The sequence below is a fragment of the Paenibacillus sp. KACC 21273 genome (assembly GCF_028736095.1).
Taxonomy (GTDB): domain Bacteria; phylum Bacillota; class Bacilli; order Paenibacillales; family Paenibacillaceae; genus Saccharibacillus; species Saccharibacillus kyungheensis.
This window is the reverse complement of the sequence record NZ_CP117876.1, coordinates 1,904,130-1,919,543: the sequence shown is the minus strand read 5'-3', so window position 1 is coordinate 1,919,543 and position 15,414 is coordinate 1,904,130. Positions and strand designations below refer to the sequence as shown.

Annotated in this window: 20 protein-coding genes; 9 read left to right on the top strand and 11 right to left on the bottom strand. The window is 36.9% G+C overall.

Annotated elements, in window-relative coordinates; all coding sequences use genetic code 11:
* Positions 1 to 121: 121 nt before the first annotated feature.
* The 3 genes from PQ460_RS08725 to PQ460_RS08715 all read right to left on the bottom strand — a co-directional run bounded on the left by PQ460_RS08725 (position 122) and on the right by PQ460_RS08715 (position 5,570).
* Positions 122 to 1,054, bottom strand: coding sequence for a carbohydrate ABC transporter permease (locus tag PQ460_RS08725; RefSeq protein WP_273612922.1), 933 nt, complete (start codon positions 1,052 to 1,054; stop codon positions 122 to 124).
* A 346-nt stretch (positions 1,055 to 1,400) separates the two neighbouring features.
* Positions 1,401 to 3,434: a glycosyl hydrolase gene (locus PQ460_RS08720; RefSeq protein WP_274172373.1), complete on the bottom strand. Its 2,034-nt coding sequence runs from the start codon at positions 3,432 to 3,434 to the stop codon at positions 1,401 to 1,403.
* Positions 3,435 to 3,566: 132 nt separating this feature from the next.
* Positions 3,567 to 5,570 (bottom strand): heparinase II/III domain-containing protein, encoded by a 2,004-nt coding sequence (locus tag PQ460_RS08715; protein WP_274172372.1) that lies wholly within the window; start codon positions 5,568 to 5,570, stop codon positions 3,567 to 3,569.
* A gap of 173 nt (positions 5,571 to 5,743) precedes the next feature.
* Between PQ460_RS08715 and PQ460_RS08710 the strand changes: the two genes are divergently transcribed.
* A complete protein-coding gene (locus tag PQ460_RS08710; protein WP_273612925.1) occupies positions 5,744 to 5,914 on the top strand; it encodes a hypothetical protein in 171 nt (56 codons plus the stop codon).
* Between the two features lie 136 nt (positions 5,915 to 6,050).
* Here PQ460_RS08710 and PQ460_RS08705 read toward each other — a convergent pair whose 3' ends face one another.
* The 5 genes from PQ460_RS08705 to PQ460_RS08685 form a co-directional block, all read right to left on the bottom strand.
* A complete protein-coding gene (locus PQ460_RS08705) occupies positions 6,051 to 6,581 on the bottom strand; it encodes a VanZ family protein (RefSeq protein ID WP_274172371.1) in 531 nt (176 codons plus the stop codon).
* 287 nt (positions 6,582 to 6,868) lie between these two features.
* Positions 6,869 to 7,360, bottom strand: a complete 492-nt coding sequence (locus PQ460_RS08700; RefSeq protein WP_273612927.1) for a hypothetical protein — start codon at positions 7,358 to 7,360, stop codon at positions 6,869 to 6,871.
* A gap of 221 nt (positions 7,361 to 7,581) precedes the next feature.
* Positions 7,582 to 8,034 carry a hypothetical protein gene (locus PQ460_RS08695; protein ID WP_274172370.1) on the bottom strand — a complete coding sequence of 151 codons (453 nt, stop codon included), beginning with the start codon at positions 8,032 to 8,034 and terminating at the stop codon, positions 7,582 to 7,584.
* A 204-nt stretch (positions 8,035 to 8,238) separates the two neighbouring features.
* Complete coding sequence (locus tag PQ460_RS08690) at positions 8,239 to 8,841, bottom strand: hypothetical protein (RefSeq protein WP_273612929.1); 603 nt, start codon at positions 8,839 to 8,841, stop codon at positions 8,239 to 8,241.
* A gap of 566 nt (positions 8,842 to 9,407) precedes the next feature.
* Positions 9,408 to 9,791: a VOC family protein gene (locus PQ460_RS08685; RefSeq protein ID WP_274172369.1), complete on the bottom strand. Its 384-nt coding sequence runs from the start codon at positions 9,789 to 9,791 to the stop codon at positions 9,408 to 9,410.
* A 168-nt stretch (positions 9,792 to 9,959) separates the two neighbouring features.
* Between PQ460_RS08685 and PQ460_RS08680 the strand changes: the two genes are divergently transcribed.
* The 3 genes from PQ460_RS08680 to PQ460_RS08670 all read left to right on the top strand — a co-directional run bounded on the left by PQ460_RS08680 (position 9,960) and on the right by PQ460_RS08670 (position 12,251).
* Complete coding sequence (locus PQ460_RS08680; RefSeq protein ID WP_274172368.1) at positions 9,960 to 10,439, top strand: hypothetical protein; 480 nt, start codon at positions 9,960 to 9,962, stop codon at positions 10,437 to 10,439.
* Between the two features lie 236 nt (positions 10,440 to 10,675).
* Positions 10,676 to 11,539: an AraC family transcriptional regulator gene (locus PQ460_RS08675; protein WP_274172367.1), complete on the top strand. Its 864-nt coding sequence runs from the start codon at positions 10,676 to 10,678 to the stop codon at positions 11,537 to 11,539.
* 175 nt (positions 11,540 to 11,714) lie between these two features.
* Positions 11,715 to 12,251 carry a GNAT family N-acetyltransferase gene (locus PQ460_RS08670; RefSeq protein ID WP_274172366.1) on the top strand — a complete coding sequence of 179 codons (537 nt, stop codon included), beginning with the start codon at positions 11,715 to 11,717 and terminating at the stop codon, positions 12,249 to 12,251.
* Between the two features lie 107 nt (positions 12,252 to 12,358).
* On the opposite strand, the gene PQ460_RS08665 is transcribed toward PQ460_RS08670, so the two are convergent.
* Positions 12,359 to 12,592, bottom strand: coding sequence for a hypothetical protein (locus PQ460_RS08665; RefSeq protein WP_274172365.1), 234 nt, complete (start codon positions 12,590 to 12,592; stop codon positions 12,359 to 12,361).
* Between the two features lie 302 nt (positions 12,593 to 12,894).
* Between PQ460_RS08665 and PQ460_RS08660 the strand changes: the two genes are divergently transcribed.
* From PQ460_RS08660 to PQ460_RS08640, 5 genes are all read left to right on the top strand, one after another.
* Positions 12,895 to 13,086, top strand: coding sequence for a helix-turn-helix domain-containing protein (locus PQ460_RS08660; RefSeq protein WP_274172364.1), 192 nt, complete (start codon positions 12,895 to 12,897; stop codon positions 13,084 to 13,086).
* Between the two features lie 18 nt (positions 13,087 to 13,104).
* Positions 13,105 to 13,368: an XRE family transcriptional regulator gene (locus PQ460_RS08655; RefSeq protein ID WP_274172363.1), complete on the top strand. Its 264-nt coding sequence runs from the start codon at positions 13,105 to 13,107 to the stop codon at positions 13,366 to 13,368.
* Positions 13,369 to 13,497: 129 nt separating this feature from the next.
* On the top strand, positions 13,498 to 13,713 hold the full coding sequence (locus PQ460_RS08650; protein WP_274172362.1) for a helix-turn-helix domain-containing protein: 216 nt from the start codon (positions 13,498 to 13,500) through the stop codon (positions 13,711 to 13,713).
* A gap of 27 nt (positions 13,714 to 13,740) precedes the next feature.
* Positions 13,741 to 13,953, top strand: coding sequence for a helix-turn-helix domain-containing protein (locus tag PQ460_RS08645; protein WP_274172361.1), 213 nt, complete (start codon positions 13,741 to 13,743; stop codon positions 13,951 to 13,953).
* A gap of 21 nt (positions 13,954 to 13,974) precedes the next feature.
* On the top strand, positions 13,975 to 14,562 hold the full coding sequence (locus tag PQ460_RS08640; protein WP_274172360.1) for a GNAT family N-acetyltransferase: 588 nt from the start codon (positions 13,975 to 13,977) through the stop codon (positions 14,560 to 14,562).
* A gap of 104 nt (positions 14,563 to 14,666) precedes the next feature.
* Here PQ460_RS08640 and PQ460_RS08635 read toward each other — a convergent pair whose 3' ends face one another.
* Both PQ460_RS08635 and PQ460_RS08630 read right to left on the bottom strand, forming a co-directional pair.
* Positions 14,667 to 15,059: a toxin-antitoxin system HicB family antitoxin gene (locus tag PQ460_RS08635; RefSeq protein ID WP_274172359.1), complete on the bottom strand. Its 393-nt coding sequence runs from the start codon at positions 15,057 to 15,059 to the stop codon at positions 14,667 to 14,669.
* A gap of 34 nt (positions 15,060 to 15,093) precedes the next feature.
* On the bottom strand, positions 15,094 to 15,315 hold the full coding sequence (locus PQ460_RS08630; RefSeq protein ID WP_274172358.1) for a type II toxin-antitoxin system HicA family toxin: 222 nt from the start codon (positions 15,313 to 15,315) through the stop codon (positions 15,094 to 15,096).
* Between the last annotated feature and the right edge of the window lie 99 nt (positions 15,316 to 15,414).

Below are 15,414 nucleotides of genomic sequence, written 5' to 3'. Positions count from 1 at the left end.
AACGGTTACAATAATTTTCGTCAAAGACAGTTTATCTTTTGTCGGACGTTGAGATGAAGATACATGTGGAGCTGAAATCGGATGTTCCAACAGCTACACCTCCTTATAGCATCATAATAATTTAGTAGTTAACCCACTTTTTCTGACCCCAGAATTGAACAACCGTAATCAGTAAAATCACAGCGAACAGAAAGACCGATTCTGCGGCGGCATATCCCATTTTCAAATTTACAAAAGCTTGATCATAAATTTCATAGACCATAACATTCGTAGATTTGGCAGGGCCACCTTGTGTCAGTACAGCGATCAGATCGAACGTTTTAAATGAATAAATGATACCTGTAATCAATAAGAAAAATGTAGTTGGTGATAACATCGGTACAGTAATCGAACGGAACTTACGCCATGATGAAGCTCCATCAATATCGGCTGCTTCGTACAAGTCTTTGGGAATCGACTGTAGCCCTGCTAGATAGACGACCATATTGAAGCCTATTGATGTCCAGACTGTAATCATCATAATCGAAGGTAGCGCATACGTAGGATCTGCTAACCATTTTGGTGGATTGGTAACACCTAGAGACATTAGAAATCCATTTACAGGCCCTTGAGAAGGATGAAATAAAATCTGAAATACAATCGCTACGGCAACCACACTTGAGATATACGGCATAAAGTAAATGATTTTGAAAAAGCTTTTGAAATACACTTTCTCATCCACTACAATCGCTATAACCAATGAGAATAAAAGTGTGAATGGTACAGCTAATAGTAATTTGATATTGTTCAGCATCGATACAAAAAACGATTTATCTTGAAACAAATGACGGAAATTATCAAGTCCGATCATCTCAACTCCGCGAAACCCTTGAATAAAGTTCCATTTAGTTAGACTGATAAAAAAGAGCGAGACCATCGGAATCAAAATAAAAACGGTAAGTCCGATCAACATTGGAGCAGCAAATAGATAACCAGCAATCGTTTCTTTGGCTGTTGTTGAAAGCCAGCGCTTGGACGAAGATGAAGCTGTAGATTGCGATGCAGAACGTTCCACGATTGGTACCTCCTTGTAGAATAGTGCCACAGCCGCGGACTGTAGCAGGTATTCAGTTGATATCTTATGTTCTAAGTGTATCGTGGAACAGTTGTTCATTTAAGACACAGAACTGACCTGTTTACAAACAATTTTTACCTTTTACGATTCTATGAGAAATTATTTTTCTGTTATGAGCTATTAGTGGGATGTATTAGTTGTTTATCAGCAGAAGATTACATTAAGTGTCTTCACAACTATAGATAATAAAATAGACAACAAAAAAAGCAGTCTGGTTATTATATCCAGACTACTTTTTGTATAAGCATCCTCAGCTAGACTATATTTTATGCTCAATCCTATCTGATTATAAAAAGATGTCAAAAGAAATACGTGAACCTGTGGCTTCAATTCTTGCTCCTCGTAATAATCCGTTACGACTGGCTACCTCATTCGCTTCGTTAGGAAACGTAATCGTCGCTTGCGGGGTACGTGGTACGATTCGTATATACTGATCACGATAAGTCACTGTAATCACTTCTACCTGTTCTTGCTCTGTCATCGTTGCTGATGATGCCCCCACCTTATCTGCTGTATCCCGTTCATTTATCGATTGTTCTGCACGAGCTATTAATGATTGACGATCGATTCGTTCTGTCTTGATCGTAGATGATGCTTGTCCGTCAGATAGAAATAAAGGAATCCACGACCCGATCTGCTTGATCTGTTCTGTAGATTGATCATGCTCTGCTTCATCATTAGCAACAACTTCATACGTTACCACGATATGTCCCGGAGACTGTTCATAGGTCGCAACTACATGATTAATGCCTTGTAATGGCCCCTGCCATCGTATGACCAGATGATTATGATCTGCGGTGGTCGAAGATTGCTCAATACGATAAGAACCTCCACCATCAGACGGATCAACTCCTGCATCGCGATCAAAAGGAATCGCAGTCGGTATTCCTTCTGCTAGATGATGCCATACGTTATCTGCTGTCTGCCACGCAGGCATATGAATAAGCGGGAAAATATTACCTGCGTTAAACTCTGTAAATCCTTGATCTCTATGTCCGGGAGAAGAAGTAGCTAGATTCGCATGTAATCCGGCACGCTGAATACGTGCTATACCTGGAATCATATACGGATCATTCAGTGCAGTATGAATAACTATCTGCTGATCTGGTACTGAACTAAAGACCGTCTCAAACCAACCATCTGCTTGAAGAGTACGACTTCCTAACTCTGCCGGAATAGGATAAGATGTAATCTCTTGTGGTTGTTCATACCAGAGCGTATAGGCCAGTGCAGCCGCTGTCCATAGATTATACGTCGTATGATTGCTATACACTTCATATCCATGTCGTTGCTCTGCCGGAAAATGATTACGGACGATCTGCACATATCCTTCAGAAGTTTGCCACTTTTCTATCGCTGCCCATGTCTTATCGGCTGCACGCCGAAATGCTCCAGCCCATTGTAATGCTCCATCTGCATACGCTTGCTGGGCTTGCATCGTAAATACAAATGCTGCTGCCGCTTCATTCCATTGATGCTGTGCACTGCGCCCTCGCGGAGGTAATTCTCCAAGTGGTGATAATGTCAATAATGAACTGATCGCTCCATGCTGTAACTGACTTTGCAAAGCGGTTGCTGTTGTACCAGCATATCCCGATAACATCATCACACCCAGATGATAACGAGTCGCAATATCGTAAGCAAACGGGCTATTGGGTCGATCTAGCGGCCCATCTTCATACCAGCCAAGTGACGTGAAGCGAGGCAGATGGTACTTTTGCAAATAGTCGTCTATCCATGTTGTATCCTTAGAAGCTATACCTTCGGCTTGCCGTATCACTTCTCCAGACAACATAATCGCATTCCAGTTGATCATACGATTCGGATTTTTCATTTTGCTCATCGTAAATAAATAAGTCTGCTCCGGTTCAATCGTTGCTAATGCTTGTCGCCATCGTTCGGCTTGCGCTGGCATTTTTTCTTTAAGAATACGATAAGCCCCCATAATCATCACAATAAAAAAATCAGGATGTTGATCCGGTGTTCGCTCGGATACTAACAACTCAATACTATGAGTTAACGCAGACGCCGCAGAGTCGATTAAGTCTTCTCGTCCGCTACTTACTAATACCGCCGCCGCAAGAGCATATGAAGGTGTCGAATAATAACGTTCGGCTTGCGAATAAGGATCGATAATCGCTCCATCTGCTTGCTGATGAGTCGCATAATAATCTACCATTTGACTGAGCATCTTCACTTTGCGTTCATGTGTCCAATCTGATGCAGGTAAAGGCTGACTTTGATGCAATAATTGTTCATATTCACGTGCCTCATCTGCCCACCCATAAGAAGATGGATTCCATCTATTCCACTGTTTCAAAATAACCCCTTCTTTCGGTCTTTTGATAGTTCATGATTACGTCTATTTCTTCATGAGTTCAGTGTAGCACCTTGCTTGATCCGATAAGATTCACAGATTTGACTGATTAAGCGACAATCTTGACTCTGGTTATCATGCTAAAGATGGAATAGATGTAATTACAAATGATAGATCGATTACTACAGTGATTGTATGTTCTGAATGTGAGATGTCTTCTAACGAAGGGCTATTTGCTGTAATACTCTTTTGCTGTATAGATTGTTCTTGTATTCCCTGTTCTATAGAAGCAACATGCTGAATCGATGTTCGATACAATACGATTGCCGCACCATGATGATCGACATGTTGGATCACTTCCACTGTGACCTTTTCTTGAGCTTGTGCAAGCTTTAGACAGACTTCTGCTTTGTTGCCAATCCAGCGTACAGTATCAGCTTCTATAATCGGCTCTATAGTGCTCATAAATCGTTCAACAATTGGCGGAGTGACTTGATCTAGTGAATGAGTACTACTTTCCTGTGCACTGAATCTATTTTTCTCTACCTGCGGTTGACGATTAAATGTAAATCGATCGATCAATTGCAACGTGGCTTCTGCTTGATCTTGTGAGACAGACCAATACAGATCACGAGTATACTGTTGTAAAGTCGGATGTGCATAGGCTTTGGTGATATCTAGCTTCCATATCGCACGATCTGTCTGCCCCTCTCTCCATATACGCTGCTTTAACACATGAGATTCTGCTTCACGTCCACTTTGTTGCTCCTGACCATCTATCTGCGGAACCGAATGCCCTGCTGACGAAATATTCAAAATCTGTTCTCTGTCAGGTGCAAAATAAGCCTGTGTATACAGCCCTGCTCCAAGATCAGATAATATATTTTCTCCACCACCATGAACAATGAACGAACCCAGATCATTATGATTATGAGGTTCATCATTATGTCCGCCTTTGGTTGCCAGCGCTATCGTCATATCAGACTTGGAAAGATTACTTTTGCAGATCATCCAATTCAGATCAGGTAAATAGACCCCACCTTCCTGTCCATCGACCTCCACAGAATCATAAGACGCAAAGTAACTTTCATCTGACCATAACAAATTACGAATCAAATGCGCCCATCGGCGACAAGGATCATCTATCAATAGATTGATCTGAAAAGGTAACGAATACTCATGCCCTGTCCATTTGCCTAATTGCGATAATAATCCAGGGGGCAATATCTCTTGTTCATCACTATCCGAGAAATTAACAAATATTCCGTCTGACAAATGAAGATGTTCTGGAAAAGCCGCCATCTGTGCAATCTTAGTAGAACGCAATAGATGTTCATACTGTGGTTCTACACGTATCAACATATCTGCAAAATAAGTATAATAACCGAATCCATAGACCCAATACCCTAACCCTTCTGCACATCCTCCATCCTCACCATACCCTGATAAAAAGTGACTCATTGCCTGAATCATCCGTTCCAGAATCTGAACCCGTCTAAGATCATCTTGCTTCAGTAATAATAAAGCGGCAATTCCGCATCCTGATCCACAGACAGCCGACCAATTATGATCTGCGGTCTCCCAGCTAAATAATGGATTAGGTTCGCTCAATGGCTTGAATATCCGTCGCTGTACTTCGGACTCGATCCGTTCTATAATGCGATCATCTAACCGCCCCCGAAATAACGTACTTAGCTCCGCTAACATACCGGCTGTCTCTGCTGCAAACAAATCAATCTCTTCCCATACCGGTCGTTGTGCGTGTTGGTTGGACTGTGGCAAATGTGCAGGTAAGCACCATGTATACTCATTGCAGATATCCCATAATGTTTCTTCTAATGCTTCTATGTACGATGTACTCTCATCGGTTGTGTGTAGGCTTATGATCGCCAACGCTCCGATACGCCCTCTTTTCTCAAAATAAAGCTGTTGATACTGCTCCCGTCCTCCATGATCAGCAAATTCACGAAAAGCTTCAAACGACAGTACAGGAATAGGAAGAATCAATGCTTCATTCGCTAGATGCTGTAAATCTGTCCACCATGCTGCATAGTTAGAGTTGCTTAATGTATGTTGTACTCGCTTTTCCAGATCATCTATCCCCCAGAGTAAAGCAGAGGACTTGGTAGAAATATTCATAATATTCACCTCGTAGCTAGAATAGTTGTTGATTGTTTTGAAGATAACGCTTTCAACGATAAATGTATATCTATTATGAATTTTTCATATAATGAAATAATTATAAATGACTGGATATTTGAGCATTATAGGTTATGCTATATAAAAATATATACCGAATTGGAGGAATAATGATGAGTGTAAATATTGAGTTGGAACAACATATTACTACTTTGACCGATGAGGAAAAAAATGATTTTATCAAACATGTCTATTTAATCCTAAATAATCGTAGCAATTCGGATCTAATCGTTAGAGCTAAAATTAGTGAATTAGTAGGTCGTTATATCAATATCAGTAAATAACATACATCGCATACGATGATGAACTATTCATGATATCATTCTGCATTTTTAAATATAGAATACTCATTTTTGGCAAATAAAAAGTCGCTTTTTTATCAAAGCGACTTTTTGTGTTGCATGCTATTGGTATAGATGTCTAGCGAAACCGAAGCCTGCTCTTTTTATGCTTGCGTCTGCGGATCAAAATATAAAATAACATAATCAATACGATCCCAATTCCATCGACTAATGTATCTGTAAAATGCCCTGTTCTTCCTGATACAAATGTCTGATGCCATTCATCCGACAACGCATATAGATAAGATACAATACCTGCCCAGACAATCGGCGCATACTCTCGGCGTGTCAGTGGAGAAAACACACGACATAACAAAAACGCCAGAATTGCAAATTCAACCACATGCGCTATTTTACGAATAAAAAATTCAAAAAAATCATAAGGCGATGTGCCACTTACCAGATAACCATCATACGAAAATTCAATCGTAGGTGTAAATGTAGACAACGTGGACTCTGGAATCAAGTCTGCCAAAAACGGCTTCAAATCCTGCTCAATATACGGTTGATTGGATTTGTAAAAAATAAAAGCCATCCATGCTAACGCCAGTACCGTCCATATGATCCAGCGAACGTACGGAAATTTTCGACTACTATAGATAGAACTCATTCAGCTTATCCCTCCAAACATATGCAGCATAGTATATCATATCCTGCACATCTGATCATCCCACTGTCCAAAGCAACATATCAAAAAACAGCCCGATCTTTACCAGACTGTTTTGGTTATTACACTATGTATTTTTCAGCACATACGGCTATCCTAGTATGTTTTTATCTTATCGACCCTATCGTGTCTTTAATCAAACATACTAGCTAGTCGTTAACCTATTTATCAAGTACAAACTTGTCTAGACAAACAGTCATTTTTCACGTTGCAATTACAGAATTCTTATTCTATTCGATAGGAGCACGTTCTACAAAATATTTATTTGTCATATAGAAAGCTTCACCACGTGATGTTTCCACTTTTCCTTTTTTCGGATCAAGGAACACAATCTCTTTACACTTTGTGCAATACCATTTGGTACGCATAAATGGTGAATCTGTAGTATAAGCTGTTCCACATTTGCAATCCACTTTGATCAAAATCTCATTCGCTTTATAAGCAGTGCTCAAGTCCTCAGCAGGATGTTGTTCTTCCGGCTGAATCGGAACAATCACACGTTGATGATCAGAGAATTGATTTTGTACTTTAAAATCAGCAACTAATTCGGGATTCAACCCAAAAAATTCTTTACCTATATTAGTCACATAACGCGTATTGCTTCTATAACTTTCAAGCCATTCCTCGATCTGCTGGTTCGATAAAGGTACAGTACCTTTTATACCACTGTTCAAGGTGTATGTCATGATGTGCAAAGCATCGCTTGGTCTGCTTGAGTACATTAGAAACCTCCTCTTTCTTCAAAGCTAATGTACTATAAATCATCGTTTTTATCAAAGCACGAAATTAACTAAAATCCCATGATATTGAATTCGCTAGTACATATATGCCGTTTTATTCCCGGTAAAACGGATTATTACATTTTTGTTACAAATAAGTCAGCAAGCATCGGACCCTACTTTCTAGCCTATCCCCCCTATTCGCGATGATTATGTACCATTGCTTAACTTATATAATCGCCCAGATCGACATGCCAAGTTATCTGGTTACGGGCAATCCACAATTGGACAGCATCATGAAAATGCTGAGCATATTGCTTACGGGAGACCTCATTTACAGTACAAAAATGCTCTATTAATTGATATTTTTCTACCCAATCATTCATCGTAGCAAAGCCAATATGCTTGATCATATGACATTGGAAACATAACGACTGAAACCCGTTCAGGTACTGAACTTGTGCGTCTGTATCAAATGTCCATATCTCATGACAGTGTAGCTTATCGATCGTATCCCCTTTGACACGATGACAGATACAACAGGTATACTGATCACGCTTTTGAATATCCTGGCTGAATTGTCGCCACTGATAAGAAGTTAATCGATTACGAAGATTCAAGTGCATTGTCGATTCGGGAATTAATTCTATTTCTAACTTTAATTCATTATGATTCATAGAAGTTTCCTGTACCCAATCATTTTTGAGCTTCCTTAGATTATAACACTAATGTTAATAATTTATAACACTAATGTTAACATTAAGGCAAGACTAGAACTTGATTCAACATACATAATTAATACGATTAAACTTTTGATCATTATATATCAATTATTCGTTTTTTGAAATCGTTAAATCTAAGAAATGTAGATTTGGATCATTTTATTTGACAGTTAATTGAAATTTGCCGTTGATATTATTACCGATCTCATAATTATTGATCGTCATATATACAACCGTCTTTTTATTCCACGTCGGTAAATGTTCACCTTCTGCATATAATTGTTGGACATCGTCAATCATCTGCTCACATTTGGCTTGTACCTGCTGATCCGGTAAATCATATACCCCCTGCGCGCTATAATAGGGTTCCATCTTCGGTTGATTGTAAATATCAATATATAGATACTCTAATTGATGAGATGGATCTTTGTAAAAGTAAATTTTATTGACTACAAAATCATCTGTCGCCACATAATCTTCGATCTGATGGGTCATATCATGAATAGCAGTATCTTCTTCTATCGTCCGCACATTCTTTTGGACAGTTGTTAACTCTTGTTGATACCTCTCAAGCTTCTTGGTTAGCGCCTGATTGCTCTGCTCACTCTGGTATATCGTTGTATAAAGCTTCTGATTGCTTATCCACAATACGCCAGCCAGTGCAGTTACTACTATTAGTAGAACAACGGCTATGATCCAACCGGTATGCCTTCTTTTATGCTGAATAACAGAAGTCGTCCAGTCTTTTTCTACAAACCGCATAACAACCTCCTTCAATATTATTCTCGTTTGCATTATACATGAAATGAATCATAAATCAGCACTTTTTTTACAAGTATGAGTAATGAATCAAGACTTTGGAATGAGGAAATAACAGCATTAGGTCTATCCACTTATTTTATAAATATTTGTCAAAAACACTAGCTGTTTATGTAAACCTATGGTAATATTAGTCCATACAGAAAGGAGGTGCGTCAACATTCAGATTAACATGTTGAACGCGTCCTTTACCCAATCCGAGGTTCTTGTCTAAACCACACGAACTTCGGAGGCGCGGGATGCGGATCAAAGATTTCAATTAGCGCCATCGGGTTAGAAAGACCACCTTCGGGTGGTCTTTTTATGTGCAAAAAAATATTTTTTCGAGTAATTCATATTTTTTTTCAGATAAAACTAACTTATTAAGGAAACTATGTTAATATGAAGTTAAATCCTATTACATAAGCCAAATAACTTCCTGAATATAGGGTATCCGTAACATCAAAGGAGGTTTATGACGAAACGATAGATTGCACTTTCATTTAAATGCATATAGTTCTTTTGTTTGTCTACTCTTCATAGGGAGCATCCAACTCTATAATATTATGATCAGGATCAAGAATATAAATCTGTGCAAAGCCGGCCAAACTATGGGGACGTGCTTCATAGAATACATTTTGTTGATCTAACCACTCCAATGTCTGACGATAACTCCTTACCCAGATAGCTAGATGTCCATCTGTTGAATCAATATTCCCCTCACGTAATGTTTCTCCTTGCGGTTGCTGTATCAAATGCAACTGTTGCTCACCTATTGCATACCATATTCCTACAGAATCAAATGGCGGACGCTCAATTTCTTTCAATTGGAGTACGTCAGAATAAAAGACACGAGATCTATTAATATCACGTACTGCCAAACTCATATGATGAATATATCCAAATTCAATCATGTTTGTGTTCTCCTTTTGTCTTTTTTTATTCATTGTTGGAACATTCTTTTTCTATATTATCCTGTATGTATGGATAAAGTAAATTCAGTTAGAGAGTGAAACGTGAAAAAGGGATTTTATGTACTAGGCATATGCTGTTCAAATTAGTATTCAAAGGAGAAATAAATAATGAAAAAAACATGGGTTACATTGGGTCTTGCAACAGTGACAGCACTAGCGCTCGTAGTTCCTTTCCATTCATCTGCTTATGCGGCTACTTCTACAGCAACTCAAGAAACTACTCCTTCTTCGATCGATAGTCAGAATATTGATCTTAATTTCGACCTTGTGCTTCAAAAAGGAAACTCTGTTGTCAAATCGAGTACATTCCCTTCTTATAAAGATCTGGTATCAGCAACAGCTGATCTTACCCTTCGTTCGGATGAACGTATCGTTTTATCCTATGAAGGCTATGATGTAGTTAAGAAAAAATGGGTTCCTGTTAATGTAAACGTATACGATTATTCTTATAATAGTGATATCAGTCTGGCTCCAGACCCTAATGCAGATGGTGGTCGTGGTGCTGTTCAATTCCGTTTTGTGATAGCAGGATTCAATATCCAACAAACATCTCACCAAAAAATATCTGTACACTATTTTGCTTCTTAACGATAATATCTACAACTCATTTTAAAAACGTATAACATACAGATAGATAACCCTCTGACTTACGCTTGTTATCATAAGCAGAAGCTAGAGGGTTATTATTTAATTTCTCTACTTTGGTACATCTATTTCTAGCCACCCTATGAAAAATAATTGCCAACTTTTAAGAGAACGCTTACAATATGTAATATTAATATTCAATTAGCTATCTATTTTTTAACGCAGGAGGTACATTCATAATGATATCCAGCGAAAACGATTTGCATCATTTCTCTCAAAAGCCTATCCGCTTTATTCTCACCCCTTCTCCTGTCGCTCAATCCACTTATCTGTATATTCAAGAAATCGGGTATCATTATATCGATTCATCTTCTTCTATTAAGCATGCCAAAATTGCGTCCTATCTGTTCTTATATACATTGTCCGGTAGTGGTTGTCTGTATTATCGAGGACAGTCTTTTCTATTACAAGCAGGTGATTTCTTCTGGATCGATTGCAAAGAAGAATACCGCTATGAAGCGAAGTCCGAACAACCATGGGAAACGTTATCGATACATATGTATGGAGCCACAATAGCGGGCTACTATGATCAATACGACAATAATCAGATGCCAGTATATCATTCACAATCGTCTTCGCTTATTCTGGAGCTTGCTCAACAATTACTCAATCTACAATACACACGTACACAGAAAACAGAGCTTCTGAATGCTCAACTCCTCACACAATTGTTAACCGAGGTCATCTTAACGACGATCTATGCCAAAGACAATACATACAGCATCCCTTCCAAAATTCTGAATATGCAAACTTATCTCGAACATAACTACACGCAAGCGATCACACTCGACCAGCTCGCCAAACAATACGGGATGAACAAATTTCAACTGACCAAAGATTTCAAACAATATATCGGACTCCCTCCGATCGAATACCTGATCCATATTCGGATCAATGCTGCCAAAGGCATGCTACAATATTCCGACAAAAGCGTCCAAGAAATCGCCAATGAAGTCGGCGTAGACAATGTATCTCATTTTATCAATTTATTCAAAGCCAGAGTCAATTGCACCCCGCTTAGTTATCGGAAAGAATGGTCGTAACGATAATTCAGACGACTGATGACATCATATAACTCTCCACATTTCACTGTACTTTATAAACACTATTTTAAGTGTAGTATACGTATATTCTCCTGTGAATAATAGAAATTATTTCTAATATATGGTATAAAAAATATGATAAATAAAGGATACTATTATTCATAAGGAGAATACGATGCTTATTTCGAAATGTCATTTGTCTATTCGTTCTCTTTCTATAGAAGATAAAAATAACCTTGCAAAATGGATGTCCGATCCTACAGTTTTGCAATATTATCAAGGTCGAGATGAACCTCTAGATGTGGACAAAGTCACTGAAATCTTTTACGATCCAGATAATGAAGATGTTCAGTGTATCATTGAATATGATGGTGTACCGATAGGTTATATTCAACACTACCTATTAGATCAAGAGAGCAGAGATACATACGGATATCATGACTCTAATGAAGTGATCTATGGGATGGATCAATTTATCGGCGAACCAGACTATTGGAATCGGGGTATTGGTACTCTACTCATCCAGACAATGATCACCTTCCTTACTCAGCAAAAACAAGCCCACCGCATCGCAATGGACCCTCAGACATGGAATACCAGAGCACTCCATTGTTATGAAAAATGTGGATTCCAAAAAGTAAAATTATTGCCCGAGCATGAATGGCATGAAGGTGAATATCGGGATTGTTGGTTAATAGAGTACAAAAAGTAGTAAAAGCTTATAATGAGGTTAGACACAATTGAAAAATATGCAATTGTACGTTATGATTTGGCTGATATACATATGTAGGACATGTTTATTTTAGAGGATATGCAAATTCAATAACTGTAAAGCACCTGACTTAATTGCAAGCCATCTTTGATCCCCTGCTCATACATCGTCGATTCTGCTAATCCTTGAATAAGCGTCACCACTTCTTCGTATTGGGTGAACAGAATTTGGATATCTGACGGAAGCTGATCATAGATAGTAGCAAATAGTTCTGTGCATTCGGTAGTGAGGGCTTGATACTCAGACGAAGGCGAAATAGCATCCTCACTCACTTGATCCATACGTGTGGATATGAACTGATTGAAAGCTTCTTTGATTTGGGCTTTTCTATGTAGTAGTTGGGTCATATTACACCTATAAAATTAACACTTAATTTTTGTTCGTATTTTCTAAAATGACAATTTTTAATTACTAATAATATTCTTATGCGTTTTAAATAAGTCCCTTTAACAAAGTTCATTATGTCACTCCCTTTATTATACGTTCAAGCGTTTATTTATATCTTCATATTAGACGCTTGAGCGTATAAAGTCAATACTTTGGAGGAATTAAATTGAAAGTAAAAATACTTTTAAAAGAGGCTATGAAGAAAAGAAATCTTACTCAAATGCAACTATCTGAATTATCCGGTGTTCGTCAGGCTGCTATTTCTGAATTGTATCGAAATGCGAGACAAGAAATTAACTTGATTATGCTAGCTAAATTGGCTACGGCTATGAATATTAGGGATATCTCTGAATTGCTTCAATTTGTTGATGAAAACAAAGGAGATTAAAGGGCGGTTGTTATTACAGTGGAACAAATTCAATTTAAACTAAATGAAACTTTAAAAATCATTGGAGCTACACGCAATAAATTATCTGTAGAATCTAAAGTACGTTCTGCTACTATTTTAGACTTAGCAAGTGGTGATACTCGTACAATCAAATTAGAGACGCTAATAAGTATACTTAATGCAATTAATGAAATTGCTACTAAAAATGGAGTGAATCATACATTCGGTATTGAAGATATTATAGAATATATTCCTGTGAACGAAGAGAAAAAAGACCAATAAATTTTGGTCTTTTTCTTTAAGAACTTATTATTTATATTTATATTTATAAAATAATTATAATTTTCTTCATATCAAATATTCTTTAACTTGTATAACTGTTAGAATTGCAGGAGGAATACCACTAAATAAATGAAAATAATCAAAATAAATCTTAAATCACTTTTGAAAAAGTACAATTTAACTCAAAAACAACTTGAAGCTCTCTCTGGCGTTTCTCAATCCAGAATATCTAAGCTTTGCAGAGATGATCGTCAAGAGGTTAACTTACTTATGCTTTCTAAGATTGCAAATGCGATGGATATTACAGATATCTCTGAACTATTAGATTTTGCAGATGAAGAATAATTCGTTTATGAATTATGGAGAACTTAAATGAAATTAAAGATACTCTTAAAAAGGTTATTAAAAGAAAAAGGCATGACTCAATTGGAATTATCGCACTTATCCAGTGTTCCTCAATCTAAAATTTCAATGCTATGTAATAATAATTATCAAGAGCTGAATATTGCTAATCTTGAAAAGATTGCAACGGCAATGGAGATTACAAATATTTCTGAACTTTTGGAATTTATAGAAGAGAAATAATCTAGTTAATAAGGAGCTATTATGGAGAATGATACACCTTTCACTTTACAAGAAAATATTTTTACAATTGATTGCGAGGATATAATTCTAAGAGAATTTATAGTGAACGATTTAGATGATTTTCATTCACTTACTTCACAACCTGAAATATATAAATATCTGCCTGATTGGAATGTATCGAAACAACAAAGAAAAGATTGGTTGACCAATTATGAAATTCCTGAAAATAAACAATTTCTTCATGCTGTCTCGCAAGGTTCAGACATCGGTGTTCTCTGCCTTCGCTTAGGAATAATTTTAAAAGAAACACAAGAATTTATAGGTTGGTGTTGCTCAGGAATAAAAGAAGAATTACCGCTGCCCAATCGAGAGATTATATACGCTATCTCAAAAGACTATCGTGGCAAAGGTTACACTACACAAGCTGTAAAAGGAATGATTAACTATCTATTTGAAAATACCAATGTTGAGATAATTAGTTCTCTTGCTTTATTAGATAATATTTCTTCTAATAAAGTAATCAAAAAAAGTGGTTTTATTTTTCAAAACATTATTAAGATCGATGATAAAGAATATAATTATTATCAACTACATAAAAAAATTAGATAGGTATCCTATAATTACGATTATTTCGTGACTTCATTTTATAAAAATTTATATAAACAAAAAAGACCAATACTATTATTAGCATTGGTCTTTACTTTGCTTTACTACTATAATTTCAACTTTTCTCCACCAAGATTTTTGGGCAATCCTAATGCTTGAGCTAAATGAACAACAGCAAATTGATTAGCCGATACGCCTTCTTTTTTAGCGGCATTTAGTAATTGCTTGTGCATAGTTTTAGGCATACGTAAAGGTATTTGTCCAGATGGCAAATCCTCGTTGGGCTCTATGATTTCTGCACCAGACTCCAATTTAACTTCTAAATAATCACGTTGTATTTCTTCTAATTCAGCAATTGCTTCTGCAATGGTAGGTGCATCAGTGTGACAACCAGAAAGTTCTTCAATTCTAGCAAAGTAATAGATACCATCCCCATCATTTCTTTTAGTAATTTCTATAGTATAAGGAAGATTCATATAATACTCTATATCTTTACTCATTCCTTTTCACTCCTTCTATTTAATATCTATACATTTATAATAATCGATCTAGCATTTCTTTTATGTATGAAATCTTTAAGGGATCTTCTTCTTTTAAAACAAATACATTTCCATTAGAATCTCCATATATTCTGTGAGAACCTCTTTTACGTTTTAATTCATATCTATAATAGATTAAAACTTTTGCTGCTTCGCTATATGATACACCTCTTGGTTGATTTCTCATCTTATCTATTATTTTTTCAACAGATGCCATAAATAACAACTCCTCCTTTAAAATAATGATATCATATATGATATCATCGTTCAATATAGTACTAGTTTGAATACTAAAATAGCACTTATTTCTAAGAAA

Excerpts from the sequence above, each read along its gene's own strand:
- PQ460_RS08715 (WP_274172372.1), bottom strand. The coding sequence starts at position 5,570 with ATGAATATTTCTACCAAGTCCTCTGCTTTACTCTGGGGGATAGATGAT.
- PQ460_RS08710 (WP_273612925.1), top strand. The coding sequence starts at position 5,744 with ATGAGTGTAAATATTGAGTTGGAACAACATATTACTACTTTGACCGAT.
- PQ460_RS08705 (WP_274172371.1), bottom strand. The coding sequence starts at position 6,581 with ATGAGTTCTATCTATAGTAGTCGAAAATTTCCGTACGTTCGCTGGATC.
- PQ460_RS08700 (WP_273612927.1), bottom strand. The coding sequence starts at position 7,360 with ATGTACTCAAGCAGACCAAGCGATGCTTTGCACATCATGACATACACC.
- PQ460_RS08695 (WP_274172370.1), bottom strand. The coding sequence starts at position 8,034 with ATGAATCATAATGAATTAAAGTTAGAAATAGAATTAATTCCCGAATCG.
- PQ460_RS08690 (WP_273612929.1), bottom strand. The coding sequence starts at position 8,841 with ATGCGGTTTGTAGAAAAAGACTGGACGACTTCTGTTATTCAGCATAAA.
- PQ460_RS08685 (WP_274172369.1), bottom strand. The coding sequence starts at position 9,791 with ATGATTGAATTTGGATATATTCATCATATGAGTTTGGCAGTACGTGAT.
- PQ460_RS08680 (WP_274172368.1), top strand. The coding sequence starts at position 9,960 with ATGAAAAAAACATGGGTTACATTGGGTCTTGCAACAGTGACAGCACTA.
- PQ460_RS08675 (WP_274172367.1), top strand. The coding sequence starts at position 10,676 with ATGATATCCAGCGAAAACGATTTGCATCATTTCTCTCAAAAGCCTATC.
- PQ460_RS08670 (WP_274172366.1), top strand. The coding sequence starts at position 11,715 with ATGCTTATTTCGAAATGTCATTTGTCTATTCGTTCTCTTTCTATAGAA.
- PQ460_RS08665 (WP_274172365.1), bottom strand. The coding sequence starts at position 12,592 with ATGGATCAAGTGAGTGAGGATGCTATTTCGCCTTCGTCTGAGTATCAA.
- PQ460_RS08660 (WP_274172364.1), top strand. The coding sequence starts at position 12,895 with ATGAAGAAAAGAAATCTTACTCAAATGCAACTATCTGAATTATCCGGT.
- PQ460_RS08650 (WP_274172362.1), top strand. The coding sequence starts at position 13,498 with ATGAAAATAATCAAAATAAATCTTAAATCACTTTTGAAAAAGTACAAT.
- PQ460_RS08645 (WP_274172361.1), top strand. The coding sequence starts at position 13,741 with ATGAAATTAAAGATACTCTTAAAAAGGTTATTAAAAGAAAAAGGCATG.
- PQ460_RS08640 (WP_274172360.1), top strand. The coding sequence starts at position 13,975 with ATGGAGAATGATACACCTTTCACTTTACAAGAAAATATTTTTACAATT.
- PQ460_RS08635 (WP_274172359.1), bottom strand. The coding sequence starts at position 15,059 with ATGAGTAAAGATATAGAGTATTATATGAATCTTCCTTATACTATAGAA.
- PQ460_RS08630 (WP_274172358.1), bottom strand. The coding sequence starts at position 15,315 with ATGGCATCTGTTGAAAAAATAATAGATAAGATGAGAAATCAACCAAGA.